Annotated in this window: 26 protein-coding genes; 8 read left to right on the top strand and 18 right to left on the bottom strand. The window is 72.3% G+C overall.

The window, feature by feature from the left end:
- Positions 1-13: 13 nt before the first annotated feature.
- Positions 14-391: a DUF1304 domain-containing protein gene (locus AC3A3L_RS08495; protein ID WP_487639556.1), complete on the bottom strand. Its 378-nt coding sequence runs from the start codon at positions 389-391 to the stop codon at positions 14-16.
- A 110-nt stretch (positions 392-501) separates the two neighbouring features.
- On the opposite strand from AC3A3L_RS08495, the gene AC3A3L_RS08490 reads away from it, so the two are divergent.
- Positions 502-711: a hypothetical protein gene (locus tag AC3A3L_RS08490; RefSeq protein ID WP_487639555.1), complete on the top strand. Its 210-nt coding sequence runs from the start codon at positions 502-504 to the stop codon at positions 709-711.
- 27 nt (positions 712-738) lie between these two features.
- Here the strand turns inward: AC3A3L_RS08490 and AC3A3L_RS08485 are convergent, their stop codons facing one another.
- Positions 739-1341 (bottom strand): mycothiol transferase, encoded by a 603-nt coding sequence (locus AC3A3L_RS08485; protein WP_487639554.1) that lies wholly within the window; start codon positions 1339-1341, stop codon positions 739-741.
- Between the two features lie 96 nt (positions 1342-1437).
- Between AC3A3L_RS08485 and AC3A3L_RS08480 the strand changes: the two genes are divergently transcribed.
- Positions 1438-2526, top strand: a complete 1089-nt coding sequence (locus AC3A3L_RS08480; protein ID WP_487639553.1) for an oxidoreductase — start codon at positions 1438-1440, stop codon at positions 2524-2526.
- A 30-nt stretch (positions 2527-2556) separates the two neighbouring features.
- Positions 2557-2868: a hypothetical protein gene (locus AC3A3L_RS08475; RefSeq protein WP_487639552.1), complete on the top strand. Its 312-nt coding sequence runs from the start codon at positions 2557-2559 to the stop codon at positions 2866-2868.
- Positions 2869-2889: 21 nt separating this feature from the next.
- Here the strand turns inward: AC3A3L_RS08475 and AC3A3L_RS08470 are convergent, their stop codons facing one another.
- Together AC3A3L_RS08470 and AC3A3L_RS08465 are read right to left on the bottom strand one after the other, a co-directional pair.
- Complete coding sequence (locus AC3A3L_RS08470; RefSeq protein WP_487639551.1) at positions 2890-3126, bottom strand: DUF1059 domain-containing protein; 237 nt, start codon at positions 3124-3126, stop codon at positions 2890-2892.
- A 209-nt stretch (positions 3127-3335) separates the two neighbouring features.
- On the bottom strand, positions 3336-4205 hold the full coding sequence (locus tag AC3A3L_RS08465; protein WP_487639550.1) for a sigma-70 family RNA polymerase sigma factor: 870 nt from the start codon (positions 4203-4205) through the stop codon (positions 3336-3338).
- 88 nt (positions 4206-4293) lie between these two features.
- Between AC3A3L_RS08465 and AC3A3L_RS08460 the strand changes: the two genes are divergently transcribed.
- Both AC3A3L_RS08460 and AC3A3L_RS08455 read left to right on the top strand, forming a co-directional pair.
- On the top strand, positions 4294-5418 hold the full coding sequence (locus AC3A3L_RS08460) for an alpha/beta hydrolase family protein (protein ID WP_487639549.1): 1125 nt from the start codon (positions 4294-4296) through the stop codon (positions 5416-5418).
- A gap of 35 nt (positions 5419-5453) precedes the next feature.
- The gene (locus AC3A3L_RS08455; RefSeq protein ID WP_487639548.1) at positions 5454-5852 is read left to right on the top strand and encodes a hypothetical protein; all 399 of its coding nucleotides are present in this window, start codon (positions 5454-5456) and stop codon (positions 5850-5852) included.
- A gap of 35 nt (positions 5853-5887) precedes the next feature.
- On the opposite strand, the gene AC3A3L_RS08450 is transcribed toward AC3A3L_RS08455, so the two are convergent.
- From AC3A3L_RS08450 to AC3A3L_RS08435, 4 genes are all read right to left on the bottom strand, one after another.
- Entirely contained in the window at positions 5888-8359 is a 2472-nt protein-coding gene (locus AC3A3L_RS08450) for an immune inhibitor A domain-containing protein (protein WP_487639547.1), read from the bottom strand.
- Between the two features lie 127 nt (positions 8360-8486).
- A complete protein-coding gene (locus tag AC3A3L_RS08445; protein ID WP_487639842.1) occupies positions 8487-9899 on the bottom strand; it encodes an MFS transporter in 1413 nt (470 codons plus the stop codon).
- A gap of 47 nt (positions 9900-9946) precedes the next feature.
- Positions 9947-10900 carry a homocysteine S-methyltransferase family protein gene (locus tag AC3A3L_RS08440; RefSeq protein WP_487639546.1) on the bottom strand — a complete coding sequence of 318 codons (954 nt, stop codon included), beginning with the start codon at positions 10898-10900 and terminating at the stop codon, positions 9947-9949.
- A gap of 70 nt (positions 10901-10970) precedes the next feature.
- Positions 10971-11570, bottom strand: a complete 600-nt coding sequence (locus AC3A3L_RS08435; RefSeq protein ID WP_487639545.1) for a DinB family protein — start codon at positions 11568-11570, stop codon at positions 10971-10973.
- Between the two features lie 122 nt (positions 11571-11692).
- Here AC3A3L_RS08435 and AC3A3L_RS08430 point away from each other — a divergent pair, with 122 nt between their 5' ends.
- Positions 11693-12142, top strand: a complete 450-nt coding sequence (locus tag AC3A3L_RS08430) for an MOSC domain-containing protein (RefSeq protein WP_487639544.1) — start codon at positions 11693-11695, stop codon at positions 12140-12142.
- Here the strand turns inward: AC3A3L_RS08430 and AC3A3L_RS08425 are convergent.
- From AC3A3L_RS08425 to AC3A3L_RS08395, 7 genes are all read right to left on the bottom strand, one after another.
- Complete coding sequence (locus tag AC3A3L_RS08425) at positions 12139-12501, bottom strand: bleomycin resistance protein (protein ID WP_487639543.1); 363 nt, start codon at positions 12499-12501, stop codon at positions 12139-12141. The genes AC3A3L_RS08430 and AC3A3L_RS08425 overlap by 4 nt on opposite strands.
- A gap of 37 nt (positions 12502-12538) precedes the next feature.
- A complete protein-coding gene (locus AC3A3L_RS08420; RefSeq protein WP_487639542.1) occupies positions 12539-13003 on the bottom strand; it encodes a hemerythrin domain-containing protein in 465 nt (154 codons plus the stop codon).
- A 76-nt stretch (positions 13004-13079) separates the two neighbouring features.
- Positions 13080-15353 (bottom strand): catalase/peroxidase HPI, encoded by a 2274-nt coding sequence (gene katG / locus AC3A3L_RS08415; RefSeq protein WP_487639541.1) that lies wholly within the window; start codon positions 15351-15353, stop codon positions 13080-13082.
- Between the two features lie 60 nt (positions 15354-15413).
- The gene (locus tag AC3A3L_RS08410; protein ID WP_487639540.1) at positions 15414-15860 is read right to left on the bottom strand and encodes a Fur family transcriptional regulator; all 447 of its coding nucleotides are present in this window, start codon (positions 15858-15860) and stop codon (positions 15414-15416) included.
- A 54-nt stretch (positions 15861-15914) separates the two neighbouring features.
- Entirely contained in the window at positions 15915-16466 is a 552-nt protein-coding gene (locus AC3A3L_RS08405) for a GNAT family N-acetyltransferase (RefSeq protein ID WP_487639539.1), read from the bottom strand.
- Between the two features lie 35 nt (positions 16467-16501).
- Positions 16502-17371: an aldo/keto reductase gene (locus AC3A3L_RS08400; RefSeq protein ID WP_487639538.1), complete on the bottom strand. Its 870-nt coding sequence runs from the start codon at positions 17369-17371 to the stop codon at positions 16502-16504.
- Between the two features lie 24 nt (positions 17372-17395).
- Entirely contained in the window at positions 17396-18850 is a 1455-nt protein-coding gene (locus tag AC3A3L_RS08395) for an LLM class flavin-dependent oxidoreductase (protein ID WP_487639537.1), read from the bottom strand.
- A gap of 65 nt (positions 18851-18915) precedes the next feature.
- On the opposite strand from AC3A3L_RS08395, the gene AC3A3L_RS08390 reads away from it, so the two are divergent.
- The gene (locus AC3A3L_RS08390; RefSeq protein ID WP_487639536.1) at positions 18916-19293 is read left to right on the top strand and encodes a VOC family protein; all 378 of its coding nucleotides are present in this window, start codon (positions 18916-18918) and stop codon (positions 19291-19293) included.
- A gap of 6 nt (positions 19294-19299) precedes the next feature.
- Here AC3A3L_RS08390 and AC3A3L_RS08385 read toward each other — a convergent pair whose 3' ends face one another.
- From AC3A3L_RS08385 to AC3A3L_RS08375, 3 genes are all read right to left on the bottom strand, one after another.
- Entirely contained in the window at positions 19300-19878 is a 579-nt protein-coding gene (locus tag AC3A3L_RS08385; protein WP_487639535.1) for a TMEM165/GDT1 family protein, read from the bottom strand.
- 271 nt (positions 19879-20149) lie between these two features.
- Entirely contained in the window at positions 20150-20599 is a 450-nt protein-coding gene (locus AC3A3L_RS08380; protein WP_487639534.1) for a BLUF domain-containing protein, read from the bottom strand.
- A 109-nt stretch (positions 20600-20708) separates the two neighbouring features.
- Positions 20709-21020, bottom strand: a complete 312-nt coding sequence (locus AC3A3L_RS08375; RefSeq protein ID WP_487639533.1) for a hypothetical protein — start codon at positions 21018-21020, stop codon at positions 20709-20711.
- A 140-nt stretch (positions 21021-21160) separates the two neighbouring features.
- Between AC3A3L_RS08375 and AC3A3L_RS08370 the strand changes: the two genes are divergently transcribed.
- Positions 21161-21451 (top strand): DUF1540 domain-containing protein, encoded by a 291-nt coding sequence (locus AC3A3L_RS08370; protein ID WP_487639532.1) that lies wholly within the window; start codon positions 21161-21163, stop codon positions 21449-21451.
- The last annotated feature ends 100 nt before the right edge of the window (positions 21452-21551 follow it).

The raw sequence follows: 21551 nt of genomic DNA, 5'->3' as shown, positions 1-21551 counted from the left end.
CCCCGGCCGTGGCCTAGATCGACAGCAGCAGGAAGAGCACGGCCAGCGCGGGCAGGGTGCCCTGGGTGATCGCGGCGCGCGCCATCGACCGGTCGTGCGTCACCAGCACCAGGGCGACGCCGAGCATCGATCCCGTGCCGGCGAGCGCGAGCGCCCGACCGACCTCCTCCTGCTGGCCGAGCAGGGCGACGCCGACGAGCGTGATGATCGCGAGGAAGAGGTTGTAGAAGCCCTGGTTGTAGGCCATCGGCGCCAGGACCGGGGCGTCCGCCTCGGAGATGCCGAACGTCCTGCGGGTCGCGGGCTCGGTCCACCGGAACGCCTCGAGCACCCAGATGTAGACGTGCAGCAGCGCGGCCAGGACCGCGAGCACCCCAGCGAGGATGGTCATGGGGGCCACCCTAGGCCCGCCTACCCCTGGGAAGGTGGCAGGCCGTACGCCGGTCGGCGCACACTCGCGATCGAACGGCTACCCCGCCGTGTGGATCGAGGAGGTCCCCCGTGGGACGACTGATCGGCATCCTGCTCGTGGTCTGGCTCGTCATCGGCGCTCTCGCCGCCTTCCAGCGCGGCTACTTCGACGACACCAGGACCAACTGCTCCGAGGCGGGCGACATCGCGCTCACCGTCGTCGCCGGGCCGCTCAACTACCTCGGGGTCAACCCCAAGGTGAAGTGCGCCGACGTGGACGTCCCGGAGCCCAGCAAGTAGCCGGGTCCGGCTCCGGTCCCGGCACCGTTACTCCCCCGCCTTCGACGCGTCGAGCCAGGGAGGCGTCCAGTCCTCCGACGGGTCCTCGCCGACGCGGCCGTCGACGGCCTCGCGGAGCAGGTCGGCGTGCCCGGTGTGCCGGGCGTACTCCTCGAGCAGGTCGACGAGGAGGCGACGCAGGCGCGGGTGGTTGCCGTTGCCGTCGTCGATGTGGGCGACCAGGTCGAGGCCGCCCTCGGCCAGCGCAGCGTCGATGCGGGCCGTGTTGCGGACGACCGCCTCGTCGAAGACGGCGTACGTCTCGGCGGCGGTGAGGTGGTCGGCCTCGAACTCCCACTCGTCGGTGTCGTCGTGGCCGAGCGAGCGCCACGGCTCGACGAGCTCCTCGCCGCGCAGCTTGGTCGTCAGGTAGTAGTCCTCGGCCAGCGCGAGGTGCCGCAGCAGCCCGCCGAGGGAGAGCGACGACGACGGCAGGCGGTGCCGGAGGCCGGCCTCGTCGAGGCCGTCGGCCTTCCAGCGCAGGGTGGCGCGCATCCGGCCGAGCGCACCGGTCAGGTGCTCGGCCTCGGTGCCGTCGATCGGCGGCTCCCACGGCGGTGGGACCCAGACGTCGTCCTCGGGTGTGCTCATGCCACCGACCGTAGACCCGGTTCCGGACGGACGGCTGCCGGAACATCCCACCTCGGGGGTCTGGACAGGACCTGTGCCGCGCGCCATGGTGACCGGATGCGACGACTCGGAGTCCCTGCCCTTGTCCCTGCCCTCCTGGCGATCCCCGCCCTCGCCCTCACTGTCTCGGCGAGCTCGGCGGCCCAGCCGGAGGCCGCCGGCCCGAACCCCTTCCGTGACGGCTGGGGCGAGACGGTGCTCGACGCCGACCAGAACTTCCGCGGCCTCGATGCCGTGAGCAAGCGCGAGGCCTGGGTCACCGGCGAGAGCCTCACCGACGACGGGCCGGCCCGCGTCTTCCGCACGACCGACCGCGGCCGCACGTGGACCGACGTCAGCCCGGACGACACCGCCGGCCTGTCGTTCCGCGACGTGGAGGTGCACGGCTCGGTCGCCCACGTCCTGTCCATCGGCCCCGGCGAGGCGTCGCGGATCTACCGCTCCACCGACGGCGGTGCGAGCTGGACCGAGGCGTTCCGCAACACCGACGAGAAGGCGTTCTACGACTGCATGGCGTTCTACGGCACGGGCCGGCACGGCCTCGCGGTGAGCGACCCGGTCGACGGCAAGCTGCGCATCCTCGCCACCCACGACCGCGGCCGCTCGTGGTCGGTGCTGCCGAGCAAGGGCATGCCCCGCTCGAAGGACGAGTTCGGCTTCGCGGCCAGCGGCGACTGCCTCGTGACGTCCGGCCGGTCCGCGTTCCTCATCACCGGGGGCAAGAAGTCACGGGTGCTCCGCTCCGACGACCGGGGCCGCACGTGGACGGCGACGCCCTCGGGGATCCCGGCCGGTGAGTCGGCCGGCGGCTTCGCCGGTGCCTTCGCCTCGCCCAGCGTCGGCATCGCGGTCGGCGGCGACTTCGCGGAGGCCGACGACACCGAGGACACCACGGCCTGGACCCGCGACGGCCGCACCTGGACCGGCGGCGGCGACCTCACCCACGTCGGCGAGGACGTCACCTTCCTGCGCGGCACGCGGTACGCCGTGGCGACCGGTGACTACGACGGTTCGATCGGGTCGAGCATCACCACCGACGGCGGGCGCACGTGGAAGCGCGCGAGCAAGAAGGGCTACCACGCCATCGACTGCGTGAGGACGGTCTGCTGGGCCGCCGGCAGCAAGGGCCGCGTCGGCCACAACTGAGGGCTGGTCCGCACTGGCTAGTCTCGACCCGTGCCCGACCTCGCCCGCGTCCCCACCGCTCCCCTGCTCGCCGGCGGCCTCGTCGGCGGCTTCGCCCTCGCCCAGCAGACCGGCGTACGACCCCTTGGCGGAGCCGCGATGCTCGCCGCCAACGTCGCCGCCGCCCGGCAGTGGTACGCCGTCGGCGGCGCGCCGCTGGCCGCCGGCCTGACCGCGGCCTACTGGGCCGCAATGGGCGTCTCGCACCCGCTCGCGAAGAAGGTCGGCACCTGGCCGTCGGTCCTGGGCGTCACCGCCGCTGCCGCGGGCGCGGCGTGGGTCCTGGCGGACCGCCGCCGCTGACCCTCCTCCTTCGTACGGAGGTCAGTCCTCCGGCAGCGCAGCGAAGTCGGCCTGCATCTGGCGGTACCACCCGAGCGACTTCTTGGGGTGGCGCCAGCGGCCCTTCATCTCCTTGCGCGCCGGCAGGTGGGCGGCGTCGCCCTCCTTCTCGGCCTGCTTGAGGTGCTGGTCCTGCGCGTTGATCACGTCGTCGTGGGTCTCGCCGCGGTGGGCGAGGTCGCACGGGCCGCCCAGCTGGCGGCAGGTCATGGTCTTCATCTCGCTATCTCCTTGTGAGTTCAGGGTGGCTTCATGGAGTCGACGATCGGACGGACGGTGTTGTGACACGGGGGGCGACGGTTCCCGGGCGCAGGTCATCTCTGTTGTGCGCCGGGGTGTGCCACATCCGCACGGCACCTGGACCGGGAGGTGGCACGAGCCGTGTCATGTCCGCACGATCTCGCCCGCGGGTCGCGGCACATGGTGGGTCACTTCGCTGATGGCCCCTCGCGGCGCACGACCTGCTCGAGCACGGCCGGCTCGGCGCGGAAGGTGATCGAGCGGACCTGCCCGTCGGCGACCTCGAAGTCGAAGACCACCGCCGCGGCGCCACGGTGGAACCACGCGGACGCCGGCCGCTCGCCCACGAAGACCGCCATCGCCGCCTGGGCGCTGCCGTTGAAGAACGCGGCGACCTCGTCGCGGCCCTCGATGGACGCGGGCGTGCCGGCCAGGACGGCTGCCTCGTCGGCGCCGACGACCGCATCGGGTGCGAGCAGCTGGAGCAGCCGCTCGAAGTCGCCACCGCGGGCAGCCGCCATGAACGCGTCGACGACCTCCCAGTCCGCCAGCGCGTCCTCGGGGGCGGGCTGCGCGACCTTGGCCCGGGCCCGTGACGCGAGCTTGCGCGCCGCGACGGGCGAGGTGTCGAGGACCGCCCCGATGGTCGCGAAGTCGAAGGCGAAGCTGTCGTGGAGAACGAACGCCACGCGCTCGCGGGGGGACAACCGGTCGATGACCGCTTGCAGCGCGATGCCCACCGTGTCGGCCAGGGCGACGTCGTCGGCGGGGTCGGTCACAGGCTCCGTCCACGGGTCGTGCACCGCGTCCTCGAGGTGCGGGTCCTCCATCGGCACGGGCGTGCGGGCCCGCAACCGGTCGAGGCAGAGCCGGGTGGTGACGGTGGTCAGCCAGGCGGGGAGGTTGTCGATCTCGATGCCGTCGCGCGTCACCGCGCGGTCGAGCCGCAACCACGCCTGCTGCACCACGTCCTCCGCCTCGGCGTGGTCGCCCAGCACGCGGGTCGCGATGCCGAGCAGTCGGGGCCGCTCGGCCTCGAAGGTCTCCGTCCGGTCCATGGGTCCACCCTTCCGCGATCACGTCGTCTCGACCAGTCGACGTCCCGCAGCCCGGAGACGTGACCAGCCGTGCCGCACACTGGTCGACATGCCCGCCCTCCGGCCCCGTGCCGCCGGCCCGGTCGCGACCGTCGTCGCGGCGCTCGTGCTGCTCGCCGGGTGCTCGAGCGGGGTCGACGAGCCCACCCCACCCGACCCGCAGGACACCCCGAGCGCCACCCCGACCAACGAGGCCACCAGCGAGCCGACCGAGGAGCCCTCGGAGGAACCGACCGAGGAGCCCACCGAGGAGCCCGAGCCGGCGCACCCGATCTCGATGGCCGCCCTCGCCGAGGCCGACCTGACCGGCGGCGACCTGCGGCTCGGTGCCGTGCGCGAGCGGACCCCCGCCTACACGTCGTACGACGTCACCTTCGCCTCGACCACGATGGGCCGGGGTACCGAGCCGCTACGGATCAGCGGCGTGCTCAACGTGCCCACCGGGCCCGGGCCCCGGGGTGGTCAGGGATGGCCGGCCGTGGTGCTGGCCCACGGCTACATCGACCCGGCCTACTACGTCCGTGGCCAGGGCATGACGCGCGAGCGCGGCTTCCTCGCCCAGCGCGGCTACGTCGCGCTGCACGTCGACTACCGCAACCATGCCGAGTCGACCGACGACCCGCGCATCGAGCAGGCGGTCCGGCTCGGCTACGCCGCCGACGCGATCGCCGCGCTGCACGCACTCCGGGACTCCGACGACGTCCGGGTCGACCCCGACCGGATCGCGCTGTTCGGCCGCTCGATGGGCGGCGGCGTGATGATGAAGGCGCTGGCCGCGGAGTCCGGCCTCTTCGCCGCGGGCGTGGGCTGGGCGTCGGTCTCGAGCCTCGAGGCCGAGAACTTCGCCCAGTTCCAGCGACCCGACGCGCCCCTCGCGGAGCTGAAGGCCGGCTTCCGGGGCCGGCACGGGCTCCCGGCCGAGGACCCGGAGTTCTGGCGAGGGGTCTCCCCGCGCCCGGACTTCGAGGAGATCACCGAACCGGTCCTCATGGTCCACGGCCGCTTCGACGACACCTGCCCGCCGCCGTGGGCGCGCGCCACCCAGCGGGCGATGACGAAGGCCGGCGTCGACGCCACCCTGGAGTGGTACGACGACGGGCACGCGTTCGGGCCGGCCTTCATCGCGGCGATGGACCGCACCGTCCGCTTCCTCGACGCGCGGATGCCCGCCTGAGGGACCCGGACCCGCGCCCCGTACGTCCCATCCACATGCAGCGCACCCACGCAGCCCTGGTTGCCGCCGTCCTGGCCACGGTCGTGCTCACCGCCTGTGGCGGGCAGGACGCCTCGGGCCGCGACCCCGGCACGGAACCGGGCGGCCCGTCACCGAGCCGGACCTCGACCGGCACACCGACCCGGCCCCCGAGCACGCCACCGAGCGAACAGCTGGAGAAGGTCCGGGTCGTCGGCGAGGTGACCGGGATCGGGGACTGCGTCGTCGTCCGCGACGACGACCAGATCACGTGGACGATCACCGGCCCTCTCGCGGCCGAGCTCGTGCGGGGCGACCGGGTCCAGGTCACCGGCACCCCGAACATCGCGGCGACGGGATGTGGGGGCCCGGTCGTCGAGGCCACCCGCGTCGGCGTGCTGCCCCCGACCGGGTGACCGGTCGGGGGCAGCACGTGCTCACTGCTGGGTGATCACCGCACCCGGATCTGCATGCCGGTGCCGCTCTGCGAGAGCACCTGGATCTTGACGCCTGCACCCGCGACCTTGACCCCGACACGGGGCAGCCCCGCGTCGACGAACGGCTGGAAGTAGCGGTTCGGGTCGCTGTCGTCGAAGAGCGGGTTGGCCGCCCGTCCACGCACGTAGCTCTTCCGTCCGCCGGCCGTCAGGTAGAAGGAGTCGGACTTCTGCAGGCCGAAGGGTGCGTCGTAGGTCTGGATGCGCCCACGCCACGCCGCGCCCTGCAGGTTGTAGTGCGCCTCCGGGTTGGCGTCGACCGGAAGCACCAAGCCGCCGCCGGGGTGCTGGCTGGTGTTGTTGTCCGTGAAGGAGGAGTCCCAGTAGTTGACCAGGAGGCCGTCCTGGTAGGGGAACTTCTCCACGAAGTCCGGCCGGTCCGGGAAGCTGAAGTTGTACGGACCGGTCTGGAGGTACTTGTCGTACGACGTGTAGGTGCGGTTGCTCGCGAGGTAGAACCGGTCGTAGGCCGTGTCGTAGCTGGCCCCGACCGACCGGAACCCGTCGAGGGTCCAGCCGTTGGGCGAGGTCTCGGCACCGTCCGCGAGCACCGTGGTCGAGCCGTTGGTCACCTTGATGTCGTCGACCAGCAGGCCCGACCAGCCCAGCGCCGGGTCCTGTCCCTGCACGGCACCGTCGGTGACGTAGCTGGCACGCAGCCCGATCGTCTGACCGGCGTAGGCCGACAGGTCGAAGGTCGCGGGGACGTACGACGTGCTCACGCCGTCGATGCCTGCTTCCTTCGCCGGGTCGTTGTTCGGGTTGGTGTCGGCGTCGGTGTCGGGGTCGATCGCCGACGTCGGGAGGGGCACCCAGCTGCCGCTGCCGGCGGGGGACTCGACCTCGATGTAGCCGTAGTCGTAGTCCTCCTCGATGTTCCACGCGGCCTTGAGCGACAGCGTGGTGGTGCCGGCAGGCACCGCAAGCGTGCGGGACATCGACGCGCGGTAGTCGTCACCCGAGCCGGAGAACCACTGCTTGGTTCCCTCGGGGGGCGTCGGCAGGGTCGTGGTGATCTGCTTGTCCGGCAGCACGACCGCGACGCCCTGGGCCTTGGCCGAGTTGTACTCGTGCGGGCCGAGGTCGATGGTGCGGTCCTGGCCGGCGACGACGGTCTCGTAGTCGAGCCAGCCGAGCTGCAGCTTGTCCCAGACACCGAGGTCGGCCGCACGGGTGCCGATGCCCTGGTCGCCGGCGGCGGAGACGCGGCTCTGGGCCATCAGCGTCCACCAGCTGACCGGGTTGTCACCCGAGGCGGCGGTGTCGTAGTGGTCGGGCAGGCCGAGGTCGTGGCCGTACTCGTGGGCGACCACCGAGATGCCACCGTTCTCCGGCTGCACCGTGTAGTCGGCGACCCAGATGCCGGTGTTGCCGATCTGCGTGCCGCCGTCGGGGTTGGCCACCCCGCCGACCGTCGGTCCCTGGCCGGTGCCCTGGAAGGCCTTCCAGCGGTGGCTCCAGATGGCGTCCTCACCGTAGATCGGGTCGCCGTCGGCCTGGTCGCCACCGGAGTGGATGATCTGGAACCGGTCGATGTAGCCGTCGGGCTCGTCGAAGTTGCCGTCGCCGTCGAAGTCGTAGCGGTCGCGGATGTCGTACTGCGACACGGTGCGCTTGATCTGGGCGTCGGTCTTGCCGGCCGCCTTCTGGTCCGCCACCCACTGGGTCATGCCGTCCGAGACGATGTTCCAGGTGTTGGTGCAGTTGTTGCTGGCGCACGGGTAGCCGTTGCTGCGGCCGTAGCGGGCCTGGTTGTAGGGGACGGTCGTGACGTCGGTGACCATGCCCTCCACGCTGTAGCGACCGGAGGACTGGCGCTCGTAGTAGCTCTTCAGCGAGTCGGCGAGCTCGCCGTCACCGAAGTAGAGGTCCTTGTAGTAGCGCTTGTTGAAGTTGGGGCGCCACTGGGTCGAGTTGTCGTCCGGGCCGGGCTCGGGGATCTCGTTGAAGCCGGGCCCGTCGTAGGTGACCGGCCCGGGCGTGTTCGGGTCGGTGTCGCGGTCGGGGTAGCTGGGGTGGCGCTGGGTGCCGAAGTCGACGAGGAAGACGAACACCTTGTCGGTGCGTTCGTTGCTCAGCTCGACGTACTGGTCCTGTGTGGCCGCAGCGGCCGTGGTCGTGCGGTTGGCCTTGCCCTTGGCCGACCCGCGGGCCGGAGCCGGCTCCTCGCCGGTCTTGAGCACGGTGTTGCCGTTGATGGTCTGCGGGGTGGCGTCGCCGCTGAGCACGTCGGCCCACGCCTGCTGGCGCAGGGCCGCCTGCTTCTCCGCCTCCGGGTTGGGGAGGACGTGCTCGCCGTTGGCGGCGTGCGCCTCGCCCGCGGAGCGCTGCTCGGCGGGCGCGGCCTGTGCGGCGGTGGAGACGACGGTCAACGCCCCCGCACCGGTGATGAGGGCAAGAGAGAGCCCCAGGGTCGTGGATCTCACGAGTTGTTCCTTTCCCGAGATGCAAGGAGGCCGGCCGATCGGCCGGGACGACTCCCTGCTGTGGGGGACCCTAGGCACACCCGCCGGGCGGTGGGAAGGCCCCAGGTGGGGGAAAAGTCCTTCCCGGTCAGTCGGTCGGCGCGCCCTCGAGCTGCTGCGGCGGCGCGTCGGCGTAGGCCGCGGAGAGCCGACGGTAGGGGGCGGACACCAGCGCGCACAGCACGGTGACGAACATGATCGCGCCCGCGATCATGAAGACCAGCGCGATGCCCCGCGCGTCGCCGTCGCCGAGCAACCACCGCCAGGTGTCGCGGCCCTCCTCGGACTCCATGTAGGGGATGAGCGCGAACTCGGCGATCGGCCCGATGAGGAACGCCGAGATCGGGCTGGCCGCGAGCTCGACGCTCTGGGCGAACCCGAAGACCCGTCCCTGCGTGCGGAACGGGACGACCCGCTGGAGGATGGTCTGCTCGGCCGCCTCGGCGGCAGGCATCACCGCCATGAAGACGAAGATGCCGAGGACGTAGAGCCACGCCCACTCACGCGCGGTGAACGTCATGCCGAGCAGGGCGATGCCGAGATTCACCAGCAGAAGGGTGCGGACCGGGTTGGCGCCGAGGCCGAACCGCGCGACCAGCCCGCCGCCGACGACGAACCCGAGACCGGTGACGCCGAGGACGAGGCCCCACGCCTCGACGCTGAACAGCTCCAGGCCATAGGGGTCCATCAGCGCGATGTAGACGCCGGAGACCAGGTTGTTGAAGGTGGTGAAGAGGATCAGCGCGACCAGTCCGGGGACTGCCGTGATCGCGGAGATCGCGCCGCGGAAGTCGAAGTGCGGCCCGCCCTCCTCCGGGTCGGGGTCGACCTCGGGGACGGTGATCGGCAGCAGGTGGAGCAGCGCGACGCCGGTCAGCGCAAGCGCGATCGCGAGGGTCCACCCCATGCCGAGCAGGCCGACGCTCAGGCCGCTGAAGACGCTCGTGATCATGAACGAGATGCCCTGGACGGTGCCGACCAGGCCGTTGGCCTTGTCGCGGCCGTCCTCGGGCACGAGCAGGGTCACGGTCGTGGAGAGCGCGATGTTGCGCAGGCTCTCGACGACACCGCCGACCAGGATCACGCCGGTGAACAGCCAGAACCACGCGCTGCCCCAGTCGGCCAGCCGCTCCTCGCCGAGCAGCAGCCACAGCCCGGCCGAGGCGGCGTAGGCGACCAGGGTGACGGTCGAGGAGATGACCATCACCTGCTTCTTGCGGTGGCGGTCGACGAGGGTGCCGAAGAACGTGCCGAACGCCGCCGTGAAGAGCATGTAGCCGCCCCCGATGATCGCGGTGGCCATCACCGACCGCGTCTCGAGGTAGGCCCAGAACGTGAGCGCGAACCACAGGTAGCTCGCGGTCACGTTGGCGACCAGCGTGTTGGCGAGGACCTGCCGGAAGGCGCGCACGGTCTCCGGGCCGCGGGTCACCCCCGGCGGCAGGTGGGCCTCGACCTGCGGCGCAGCGGGGTCTGCCGGCACCGGGTCGAGCTCGTCCATGGGCACCCGACGACCCTAGGCACGACCACCGACAGTCCGCCTCCGACTTATGTCGGGGTCCATCCCTCCCACATCGCCGCCACGTGGCGCGCGTCGGTGCCGCAGCACCCGCCGACGATGCGGACCGCCGGCAGAGCCGCCGCCAGGTCGCGGGTGGTGGTCGCGAGGTCGGGCAGGTCGCCCTCGTCGAGCTCCTCGGCCTCGTCGAGCTCGGCGTGGCTGAGCCGCGAGGAGTTCACCCGGAGCCCGGCGACCCGGCGCGTCCAGTCGGCGTCGGCGTCGGCGTCGGCGCCGGCGTGGAGGCCCTGGCGCACGTGGTCGGGATGGGCGCAGTTCACGAGCAGGTGGGCTGCTCCCTCGTCGGTCGCCGCGTCGAGCTGCTCCACGGCGGACCCCAGGCCCGTGCCGTCCGGCAACCGGCCGTCGGTCTCGACGGTGAACGAGATCGCGACGGGAAGGCCGACGTCGCGGGCAGCACGGACGATCCCGGTCGCCTCGGCGACTGTCGTCAGGGTGTACGCCGTCGCGAGGTCAGCCCCGGCCTCGGCGAAGGCCTCGAGCTGCGCGCGGTGGTAGTCGGCGTAGCGGTCGGCGTCGAGGTCGCCGGCCTGGTAGCCGTCGCCACGCGGGCCGATCGCACCGACGACGAGGACGCCGTCGGCCTCGCCCGACACGTCGTCCGCCAGCGCACGCAGGTGGGCGACAGCGTCCCGGTTGACGCGCGCGAGCGCCGCGGCGTCGTACCCGAGCCGGGCACCCCAGTCGCCGTTGGCCCGCCAGGTCGGCGTCTCGAGCAGCAGGCCGGCCCCGGCGCGCGCCGCCACGACGGCGTAGCCGCGGTAGTAGTCCTCGAGGACCTCCCGGCCCTGCGGGTCGTCGAGGAGCGGGAAGGACGCGAAGTCGGGGAGGTCGAGCCCGCGGTGGAAGATCAGGTCGGTCTCGAGCCCACCGTCGGTGACCCATCCTCGTGCGGTCTCCGGCAGCTGCCAGGTCGAGGTCATGCGCGCCTCCCGCGAGTAGCAGACCAGCTGATCCGGTATAGCAGACCCACGCGTCGTCGGCGAGGGCTCGTCAGGCCGGGAACTCCTCGGCGACGCTGCGCAGGCGGTCGACGTACGACGGCCAGTCGACGCCGTCGGGCAGGTTGGAGACGGCGGACCGGAGACCGACCGCCCCGTCGACGGACTCGCGGAGGACGTCGGCGTGACCGGCGTGGCGGGTCGTGTCGGCGATGACGTGGACCAGCACCCGCTGGAGCGTCACGTCTCGGCTCGCGGGCGACCACCACGGGACGACGCCCATCGCGTCGAGCGGGAGCTCTGCGACGGTCGCGTCGCTGAACGCCCACACGGCCCGGTAGAAGGCGACGACCTCCGCAGCCGGGACCGAGGCGGGCACCCACCAGTCGGCCTGGGGGTCGACGTCGTAGTCGGCGTCCGAGACGACGAGGGGGTGGTCGGGGTCTGGCCACTCACGGCCGAAGGTCGGTCCGAAGTAGCCGATCTCGACGTTGGCGACGTGCCGGACGATCCCGAGCAGGTTGGTGCCGGTGGGCGTGCGCGGCCACCGCAGGTCCCGCTCCCCCAGCCCCTCGAGCTTCCACAGCAGCGCATCGCGCGCGTCCTGGAGGTAGTGCTGGAGGGCTGTCGCGGGGTCGCGGAGGTCGGCCATGGCACCTGATCATGCCGCGCGCCCCACTCCTGGAGTCACCGGATATCCGGTGACTTTCCTGCTTGGCACCCGAGATCTGGGCTCCCAAGCAGGTAACTCGGGTGCCAAGTACGGTCGCACCCGTGACCTCCCGCGTGCACGCCATCCACATCGCCCCCGGGCGGAAGATCCCGACGAAGTCGGTCGACTCCGTCGACGCGGAGGCGGGCGTCGGGCTGGTCGGCGACCGCTACCACGGGGCGAAGCACCGCCACGTGACCGTGCAGGCCCTCGACGACCTGGCAGCGGCGGAGGAGGTGCTCGGACGTCCGGTCGACCCGGGGCTCACGCGCCGCAACATCACCCTGACGACGGGCCCGATCCCCACTCGCCCGGGCGAGCGGATGCGGATCGCCGGAGTCGAGCTCGAGGTGGTGCGCATCGCCGCACCCTGCCGGCTCCTCGACGACTGGCTCGGGCCCGGCGCGATGGAGGCGCTGCGCTCGCCGCGCGGCGGCACGGTGTTCCGGCTGCTCGGCTCCGGGACGATCCGCGTGGGTGACGAGGCGGTAGCGGAGACGGCCCCGGACTAGGGGTTCTGCACGAGCCGCAGCAGGTTGCCGTCGGCGTCCACGAGGTAGCCGATCCGCATCCCCGACTCCTCGACCTGCGGCGGGTGGAGCCGCGGCCACCCGACGTGCGTCTCCGGCAGCCCCGCCGCCACGCAGACGTCGTACAGCGCGTCGACGTCGTCGACCCGCAGGCAGCAGCTCGAGGCGGTGGACGCCGGGTCGGTGCCGGGGTCGCGGAAGAACTCCAGCATGACGCTCCCGCGCTCGAGGATCAGCCAGCCCGGGTCGTGGTACGTCGTCGCGAACCCGAGCGCGGCGTAGAACCCGGCCGTCGCCTCGAGGTCGCGGGACGGGAGGTTGGGCGTGGCGCGGTCGACCATGCGCTCCACGCTAGCGCCGGCGTCGCCCCTGGACGGGTCAGAGCGGACCGAACACGTCGGTCACCTCGGCGCGCAGGTCGAGCCGGTCGAGGATGCCGAGGAGGGTCCGCTCCTCGTAGCGGAAGTGCGACTCCATGATCGCGCCGATGCCGTCGAGGTGCCGCCCGAGCACGTCCGGGTCGGCGGAGGCGTCGACGTCGGCCTGCAACGAGCCGACGAGGTGGCCGATCATCGCGTGGTCCTGCACGAGCTTGCGCAGCGGCTCGGCGAGGTCGGGGTGCTCGGCCTCCACCGCGGGGAACAGGACCGCGTCCTCGCCACGGTGGTGGCCGTCGAGCGCGGTGCAGAAGCCGTGGCAGAAGAGCAGGAGGTCCTGGCTCGCGGACAGCGTACGTCCTGCTGCCACCTCGTCCAGCGCGACCCGGTGGGCGGCGCGCAAGCGGTCGTGGACCTCGCGCATCTCCCGGCCCCACGCGACCAGCCTGCTGTTCTCCTCGCTCACGACCGGCCCACCCTAGCGCCGACGAGCAGCGGCCCGGGCCCCACGAGGGGAGCCCGGGCCGCTGGGTCGAGCAGGGTCAGCGCAGGTCGAACCGGTCGTTGTCCATGACCTTCACCCACGCGTCGACGAAGTCGCCGACGAACTTCTCGCGGGCGTCGTCGCTCGCGTAGACCTCGGCGAGGGCCCGCAGCTGCGAGTTCGAGCCGAAGATCAGGTCGACCGCGGTGGCCGTCCACTTCACGTCGCCGGTCGCGGCGTCGCGGATGTCGTAGACGTTCTCCTCCGACTCCGAGGCCTTCCACTGCGTGCCCGGGGCCAGCAGGTTGGCGAAGAAGTCGTTGGTCAGCACGCCCGGGCGGTCGGTGAGGACGCCGTGCTGCGTGCCGCCGACGTTGCCGCCGAGCGCCCGCAGGCCGCCGACGAGGACGGTCATCTCCGGGGCGGTGAGCCCGAGCAGGTAGGAGCGCTCGACGAGCAGGGTCTCCGGCTGGAGCTTCTCGCCGGGGCGCAGGTAGTTGCGGAACCCGTCGGCCCGCGGCTCGAGGACGCGGAAGGAGTCGACGTCGGTCTGCTCCTCAGTGGCGTCGGTGCGACCGGCGTGGAACGGCACGGTCACCTCGACACCGGCGTCGCGGGCGGCCTTCTCGACCGCGGCCGAGCCGGCCAGGACGATGAGGTCGGCCAGCGACACCTGCGCGCCGCCCTTGGCGTTGAAGTCGCTCCGGACCGCCTCGAGCTTGTCGAGCACGGTGGCGAGCTGCTCGGGCTGGTTGACCGCCCAGCTGCGCTGCGGCTCGAGGCGGATGCGCGCACCGTTGGCGCCACCGCGCTTGTCGGTGTGGCGGAACGACGCTGCGGACGCCCACGCCGTGGAGACGAGCTCGGCGGTGCTGAGGCCGGACTCGAGCACGGCGGCCTTGAGGGCAGCCACGTCGGCGTCGCCGATGAGGTCGCCCTCGTGCGCCGGCACCGGGTCCTGCCAGATCTGGGTCTCCGGCACCCACGGGCCGAGGTAGCGGGCGACGGGGCCCATGTCGCGGTGCAGCAGCTTGTACCAGGCCTTGGCGAAGGCCTTGGCGAACTCGTTGGGGTTCTCCAGAAAGCGGCGCGAGATCTTCTCGTACTCCGGGTCGAAGCGCAGCGCGAGGTCGGAGGTCAGCATCGTGGGACGACGGCGCGGCGAGTCCGGCGTCGGCCCGGGGATGATCGCCTCGGCGTCCTTGGCCACCCACTGGTGGGCGCCCGCCGGGCTCTTCTCCAGCTCCCACTCGTACGCGAAGAGGAACTTGAAGTAGTCGTTGCTCCACCGGGTCGGCGTGGAGGTCCAGGTGACCTCGAGGCCCGAGGTGATGGCGTCCTTGCCCTTGCCGGAGCCGAACGAGCTCTTCCAGCCCAGGCCCTGCTCCTCCAGCGGAGCGGCCTCCGGCTCGGGGCCGACGAGGTCGGCGTCGCCGGCGCCGTGCGTCTTGCCGAAGGTGTGGCCGCCGGCGATGAGGGCCACCGTCTCCTCGTCGTTCATCGCCATCCGGGCGAAGGTGTCGCGGATGTCGCGCGCCGAGGCGACCGGGTCGGGGTTGCCGTTCGGGCCCTCGGGGTTGACGTAGATGAGACCCATCTGGACCGCGCCGAGGCGCTCCTCGAGCTCACGGTCGCCGGAGTAGCGCTCGTCACCGAGCCAGGTGTCCTCCGGGCCCCAGATGATCTCCTCCGGCTCCCAGATGTCCTCGCGGCCGAAGCCGAAGCCGAAGGTCTGGAAGCCCATGTCCTCCATCGCCACGGTGCCGGCGTAGACCAGCAGGTCGGCCCACGAGATCTTCTGGCCGTGCTTCTGCTTCACCGGCCAGAGCAGGCGCCGGGCCTTGTCGAGGTTGGCGTTGTCGGGCCAGCTGTTGAGCGGGGCGAAGCGCTGCGAGCCCTCGCCGGCGCCGCCGCGGCCGTCGTAGATGCGGTAGGTGCCGGCCGCGTGCCAGCTCATCCGGATGAAGAGGCCGCCGTAGTGGCCGAAGTCGGCAGGCCACCAGTCCTGCGAGGTGTTGAGCACCTCGACGACGTCGCGGCGCAGCTCGCCGAGGTCGAGCTTCTTGAACTCTTCGGAGTAGTCGAAGTCCGGCGCGAGCGGGTTGCTCTTGTTGCCGTGCGTGCGCAGGGGGGAGAGGTCGAGGCTGTTGGGCCACCAGTCCTGGTTGGTGCGCGGGCGGAGGTTGGTCGCCGGCTGCGGCGAGTCGATGACCGGGTTCTCGCTCTCGCTGCCCTGCGCGGTGGCGGAGCCGTGCATGACCGGGCAACCGGCCTCGGCCTTGCGGTCGACCCCCTGCGGGCTCTCGGGGGTGGTGTCCTGGCTGTCGGTCATGGCGAACCTTTCATCGGTGCGGTCGGTCTCACGAGATGCGGACGAGGTGTGGGTGGGATGTCACGTGGTGACGGCGGAGCTGGTGGAGCATGCGGGGCACAGGCCCCAGTAGGTGACCTCGGCCTCGTCGATGACGAAGCCGTGGGTGTCGGAGGCGTGGAGGCACGGACGTACGCCGACGGCGCAGTCGACGTCGGCGACGACGCCGCACGAGCGGCAGACCACGTGGTGGTGGTTGTCGCCGACGCGCAGCTCGTAGCGCGCGACGGACCCGGCGGGCTGGATCCGGCGGACCAGCCCGGAGTCCGTGAGCGCCCCGAGGACGTCGTACACCGCCTGGTGCGAGACGGTCGGCTCCTCGGCGCGCACTGCGGCGAGGACGCTGCCGGTGTCGGCGTGTGGCTGGCGGCGCACGGCCCGCAGCACGGCGAGTCGCGGCCGGGTGACCCGCAGGTCAGCGCTGCGCAGCAGGTGCTCGAAGTCTTCCTGCTCCATCTGGTCCTCCATCACGGACCACCCTGCCCCCTTTTCTTGAACGAGTCAAGTTTTTCGGGGCACTGGTCAGGACCGCGTCGGGAGACCCTTCCACTCCCGGGCGAGCAGCGCCCAGACCTCGAGGTCCTGACGCTCCTCGCGGACCGGGAAGACCTCGCGCAGCGTGCCCTCGTGGGTGAAGCCGAGCCGCTCGGCGACGCGCCGGCTGGCGTGGTTGCCCGGGGCGCAGCGCCACTCGACCCGGTGCAGGCCACGCTCGACGAACGCCCAGTCGAGCATCGCGGCGACGGCCCGCGTGACGATTCCGCGCCCGCGGGCGGAGGCCGCGAGGAAGACGCCGGCCTCGGCGACCTTCGACCGGGCGTTGATCGAGGGGAAGAGCGTGCCGCCGACGAGCTCGTCGTCGACCCAGATGCCGTAGAGCCGGCGGCTGCCCTCGCCACGCCCCCTGGCGAACGACTCGAGGAAGCCACGGGCTCCCTCGACGTCCTCGAAGCCCTCCCAGGGCAGCCAGTCGTAGAAGTCCGCCCCGTGCGCGCGGAACAGGCCGGCGAGCTGGTCGGCGTGCCAGGGCTCGAGGTCGGACAGGCGGGCGTCGTCGATCTGGAGGCTCAGCACCCGCGACACCCTAGGGGGCTGTGGCGTACGCCGGCTCAGCTGGCGTCGAGCCGCTCCAGCTCGTCGGCGGTGAGATCGATCTCCGCCGCCGCGGCCGAGTCGGTGATGGAGGTGGGCCGCTTGGCGCCCGGGATCGGGATGACGACCGGGGACTGGGCGAGCTCCCACGCGAGGGCCACCTGCTGCGCGCTGACACCGCGTTCCTGGGCGATCTCGGCGAAGGCGGGGTGCTTGTCTGCGAGCTCCTTGGCGTCGGAGAGGCCACCGAGCGGGCTCCACGGCAGGAAGGCCAGGCCGAGCTCCTCGCACACGTCGATCTCGGGGCGGCTCGAGCGGAACTTGGGGCTGAACTGGTTCTGCACGCTGACGAGCGCGTCGCCGAGGACCGCGTGGGCGTCGCGGATCTGCTGGGGGTCGGCGTTGGAGAGCCCGACGTGGGCGACCTTGCCGCTGTCAGCGATCTCCTTCAGCGTGCCGATGACCTCGTCGTAGGGCACCTTCGGGTCGGGCCGGTGGTGCTGCCACAGCGCGATCTGCTCGACGCCGAGGCGCTGCAGGCTGGCGTCGACGGCCTCGCGGAGGTGGGCAGCGGAGCTGTCGGTGTCCCAGCCACCGCCGTCGGTGCGGACGTGGCCACCCTTGGTGGCCAGCACGACCCGGTCGCGCGCGCCGAGCTCGTCGAGGATCGAGGCGATGAGCAGCTCGTTCTCGCCCTGCGCGCCGGCGCCCTTCTCGTCGCCGGGGCCGTAGGCGTCGGCGGTGTCGAGCAGCGTGACGCCCGCGTCGAGCGCCGCCGAGACGGTGTCGAGGAGCTGCTGCCGGGGCTGGGTCCCGGTCTGGTCGAAGGTCATGAGGCCGAGCCCGATGGCGCCGACCTGCTGGGTTCCGAGGGTGCGAGTCTGCATTCCCCCAACCTACGGGTGCCGGTGTCAGGCGTTCAGCCCCCGAAGGGCGAGGACGTCATCGGGACCTCCGAGGCCGGGGGTGGTGACGAAGATGGTCGACACCCCCAGGCCCGCGAGCCGGGCCCAGCGGTCGCGGTGGCCGGCGACGGTCGCGGCGTGGGTGCGGGCGGCGTACGTCGCTGCCGGCGTGCGCCCGCGGAGCGTCTCGACGCGCGCCCAGACGTCGTCGCGGTCGGCGCCCACGACGGGCAGGTCCAGCACGGTCACGGCCACCTCGGCGCGGTCGCGGCCGACGTCGTCGCAGTGGGCGTGCAGGACCCCGACCAGCCGCTCGAGCTCGGCCTCGTCGGTGGTGCGGAGGTTGCAGGCGTCGCCGTGCCGGGCCGCGATCCGGAGGGTGCGGCGCTCCCCCGACCCGCCGACCACGACCGGGACCGGCCCGGCCGGACGGGGGTAGGAGGTCGTCTCCGGCAGCACGACGCCGTGGTCGTCGTAGGCCTTCGTGCCCGCCGCCCACAGGGCCTTCATCGTCACGACGGCGCGCTCGAGGTCGTCGAGGCGCTCGCGGGCCGGTGGGAAGGGGATGCCGTACGCCGCGTGCTCGCGCTCGAACCACCCGGCGCCGACGCCGACGAACGCCCGGCCGCCGGTCAGCGCCGACAGCGTGGCGGCGGCCTTCGCCGTGACGCCCGCCGGCCGGAAGGTGACGGGCGTGCAGAGGGTGCCGAGCTCCAGGGCGGTGCCCGCGGCGGCGATGGCGCCGAGCGTCACCCACGGCTCCGGGATCGGCTCCCAGGCCCGCCCGACCTGGGGCACCTGGATGAGGTGGTCCATCAGGGCCAGTCCGGCGAAGCCGGCCTCGTCGGCGGCGCGCGCGACGTCGGTCAGCCACGCGAGCGGGTCCTCGCCCCACGGGAAGCGCGACACCTGCAGCACCGACCGCAGCCCGAGGCTGGACGTCCGGTCCTCGCGCGGCCGGCTCTCGACCGCGGCGACCGGCGCCGGCGTGACGTCGTCCGCACCGACCTCGACCACGAGGTCCCACCCCTCGGCGTGCAGGAGCGGTCGTACGTCCCGCACCGAGCGCAGCTGGCCGGCGAGCACCGGGGCCGGGACCGGTCGGTCGCGGGCGCCGTTGCGTCGGCGGCACTCGGCGTCCGGGGTGTCGACGAGGACGGCGACGGCCGGCAGGCCGTACGCGCGGGCCGAGCCGAGCCACGCCGTCCGCTTCGTCGCGTCGAGCCCGAGGGTGTCGACGACGGTGGTCAGTCCGCGGCCCAGACGCGCGGCGACGATCGTCTCGAGGACGGTGAACGCGTCGGTCGAGGCGTCGAGGTCGTGCGGGCCGCTGCCCAGCACCCCGCGGAGGGCGTCGGAGGAGACGACCTCCTCGGCGCGGTAGCGGGCCGCGGCCCAGGTCGACTTCCCGGCCCCCGAGGCGCCGACCAGCACCACCAGGGCCGGGTCGGGGAGCTGCACGCCGCCAGTCTGGCGTACGGACCGACCCGTTGCGCGGGCTGCCGCGGTGCCGTCACGATGGGGCCATGCTCGGAGACGCACCTGCATTCAGCGGCATCTCGGTCGACGACGTCGCGGCTGCCCGCGAGTTCTACCGCGAGGTCCTCGGACTCGTGGTCCTCGACCGTGACGGCGGGATGCTCGACCTCGAGCTCGCCGGAGGGCACCGGGTGCTCGTCTACGAGAAGCCCGATCACCAGCCGGCCACCTTCACGGTCCTCAACTTCTCCGTCGAGGACGTCCCCCACGCCGTCGTGGCGCTGACCGAGCGCGGCGTGCGGTTCGAGCGCTACGAGGGGACGCCCGTGGCCACCGACGAGGACGGTGTCTTCCGCGGCGGCGGACCGCTGATCGCGTGGTTCACCGACCCCGCCGGCAACGTGCTCAGCATGGTCGAGGGCTGATCCAGGTCAGAGCGCCGTCCAGCCCTGCCAGACGAGCAGCAGGCCGAAGACGACGAATGCCGCGGCGGCGCCGTACGTGATCGCCTTCTCGGGCAGCTGGCGTCCCAGGAGCGCACCGGCGGCGATCGCCAGCGCGTCGGCGGCCACCATGCCGACGGTCGACCCGATCCAGGTGCCGAACCAGCCCTCGTGGGTGGCGAGGGTGATGGTGGCGAGCATGGTCTTGTCGCCGAGCTCGGCGAGGAAGAAGGCGACGCCGACGGCGAGGATCGCCGCGCCCTGGCTGGTGCGGGCCTTGTCGGCCTCCTCCTCGGTCAGCTCGTCCCCGCGCATCGTCCAGGCGGCGAAGAAGAGGAACGCGAGGCCGGCCGCGATGTTGATCGAGGGCTGGTAGTCGCTGAACGCCTCACCGATCGCGGCGCCGATGCCGACCGAGGCGAGGTGGACGATCGCGGTGGCGGCGGTGATGCCGATGATCACGTCGCGGGCGCGGTAGCGGGTGGCGAAGGTCATCGCCATGAGCTGCGACTTGTCGCCGAGCTCGGCGACGAAGATGACGGCGGTGCTGATGAGCAGCGCTTCCATGGGGCGGGTTCCTCTCCGGCCCGGCCGGAGGTGACCCCGGGAGCCGGGACGCGCCTTCGACCAGGCACGTCCGGGTGGGGTCGTGTGAATCTGGTCGAAAGTCTCGTCCGCCACCGTGATGTGGCCCTGCGCGCCGGACCGGAGAGGTCAGTGTGTCGACACGCCTGTTGGGGACTACTCCCTTTCGCCGACCACCCTAGGCGGTGCGGCGGCGCGCGGTCTCATCGGGAGCGGGTGATCCTGGCCACGGTCAGGCTCGTGGCCGGGCGGGTCAGGCGGTGTTGAGGCGGAACGTCCCGAGCAGCTCGAACGCCGAGGCGGCGTGCTCGACGAGGTCGTGGCCCACCGACTCCCGGGCGAACTCGTTGAAGTCCTGCAGGTCGGAGACCTCGCGTGCGGAGACGTTGCGGAAGCCCATCGACCAGGTGGCGAAGGACCGGCTACCCACGTAGCGCCGGTCGACGATGCGTACGTCGCCGTGGCGGGTGTCGACGCGGATCGCGTCGAACACCCGGTAGACCGCGTCGGACGAGCCCTCGAGCGTCTGGATCACGTTGCCGCCGCTGTAGAGCAGGAGGCCGGTGACCCCGAGGCGCTCGTTCTTCGGGCGGATCTGCTCGATCAGCTCGACGAGCTGGGTGACCGACATCAGGTCGGTGGTGGAGCTCGTGTAGGTCAGCGTAAGGATCCGGGGATCGCCGCTGGGGTCGTCGCTGCGCATGGTCGGTCACCAACCTAGGCACCGCGAGAGGGTGGTCGGCTCACCCCCAGGGGTCGGTGTGACGCACCCCTCGCGGGAGCGACCCTCCCGGGAGGCCGCCGCCCCGGCGTCAGTCGAGGTCGATCGTGCCGACCCAGCGCTCGCCGGCGTCGCCGCCCCAGGCGTCCCACGCGACGCGCCCCGGCGACGGGAAGCCGTCCCCGCCCTGGGTGAAGCCCTCGGCGTCCTTGTCGACGGTGTGCCGCGCGAAGTAGGCCTGCATCTTCTTCACCTCGCCGTCGCTCACGTCGTCGCCGGCCGCGAGCTGGTGGGCTCGGTGGCGCCCGACGTCGGTGAAGCCCTTGCCCGCCTTGCCCTCCTCGATCCATCGGACCGCTCGCTGCGCGGCTTCCTGCACGGCCTTCGGTGGCTGGTGTCCCATGCCCCGACGCTAGGCACGTCCGCTGGCCGGCGGCTCACCCCGACGACGGGGCCGATACTGGCGAGATGGCGGTCGTCGAGGACGTACTCCCGCTCGGTTCCGGTCTGGACGTACGCCGCTCACGGGAGGATCGTCGTCAGATGACCACCATCGACCTCCCGATCATCAGCTCGTGCAGCGTGGACGGCTGCTCCTACAACCACGACCACGACTGCCACGCCGGCGCCATCACGGTGACCGACGCGGCGGGCGCCGCGTGCGGGACCTACGTCCACACCGACGACAAGGGCGGCGTGGACGCCAGCGGCCACGTAGGCGCCTGCCACCGGTCCGACTGCCGGCACAACGACCACCTGGAGTGCACCGCGTCCGGGGTCGAGGTGGGCGTGGGCGAGGACCGCGCCGACTGCCTCACGTTCGCCCCCGCCTGAGCACTGCCCCCGGGGGGCGATCTGGGGTCCGGACCCCATCGGACGCCCCGGCCTGCGCGGCTAGCGTGACGGGGACCTGCCCTCGTCCGTGAGGATCCTC

It is taken from the genome of Nocardioides sp. Soil_C_8 (genome assembly GCF_057656315.1).
Note: the sequence above shows the minus strand (reverse complement) of the source record. Positions and strands in the feature narration are given on the sequence as shown.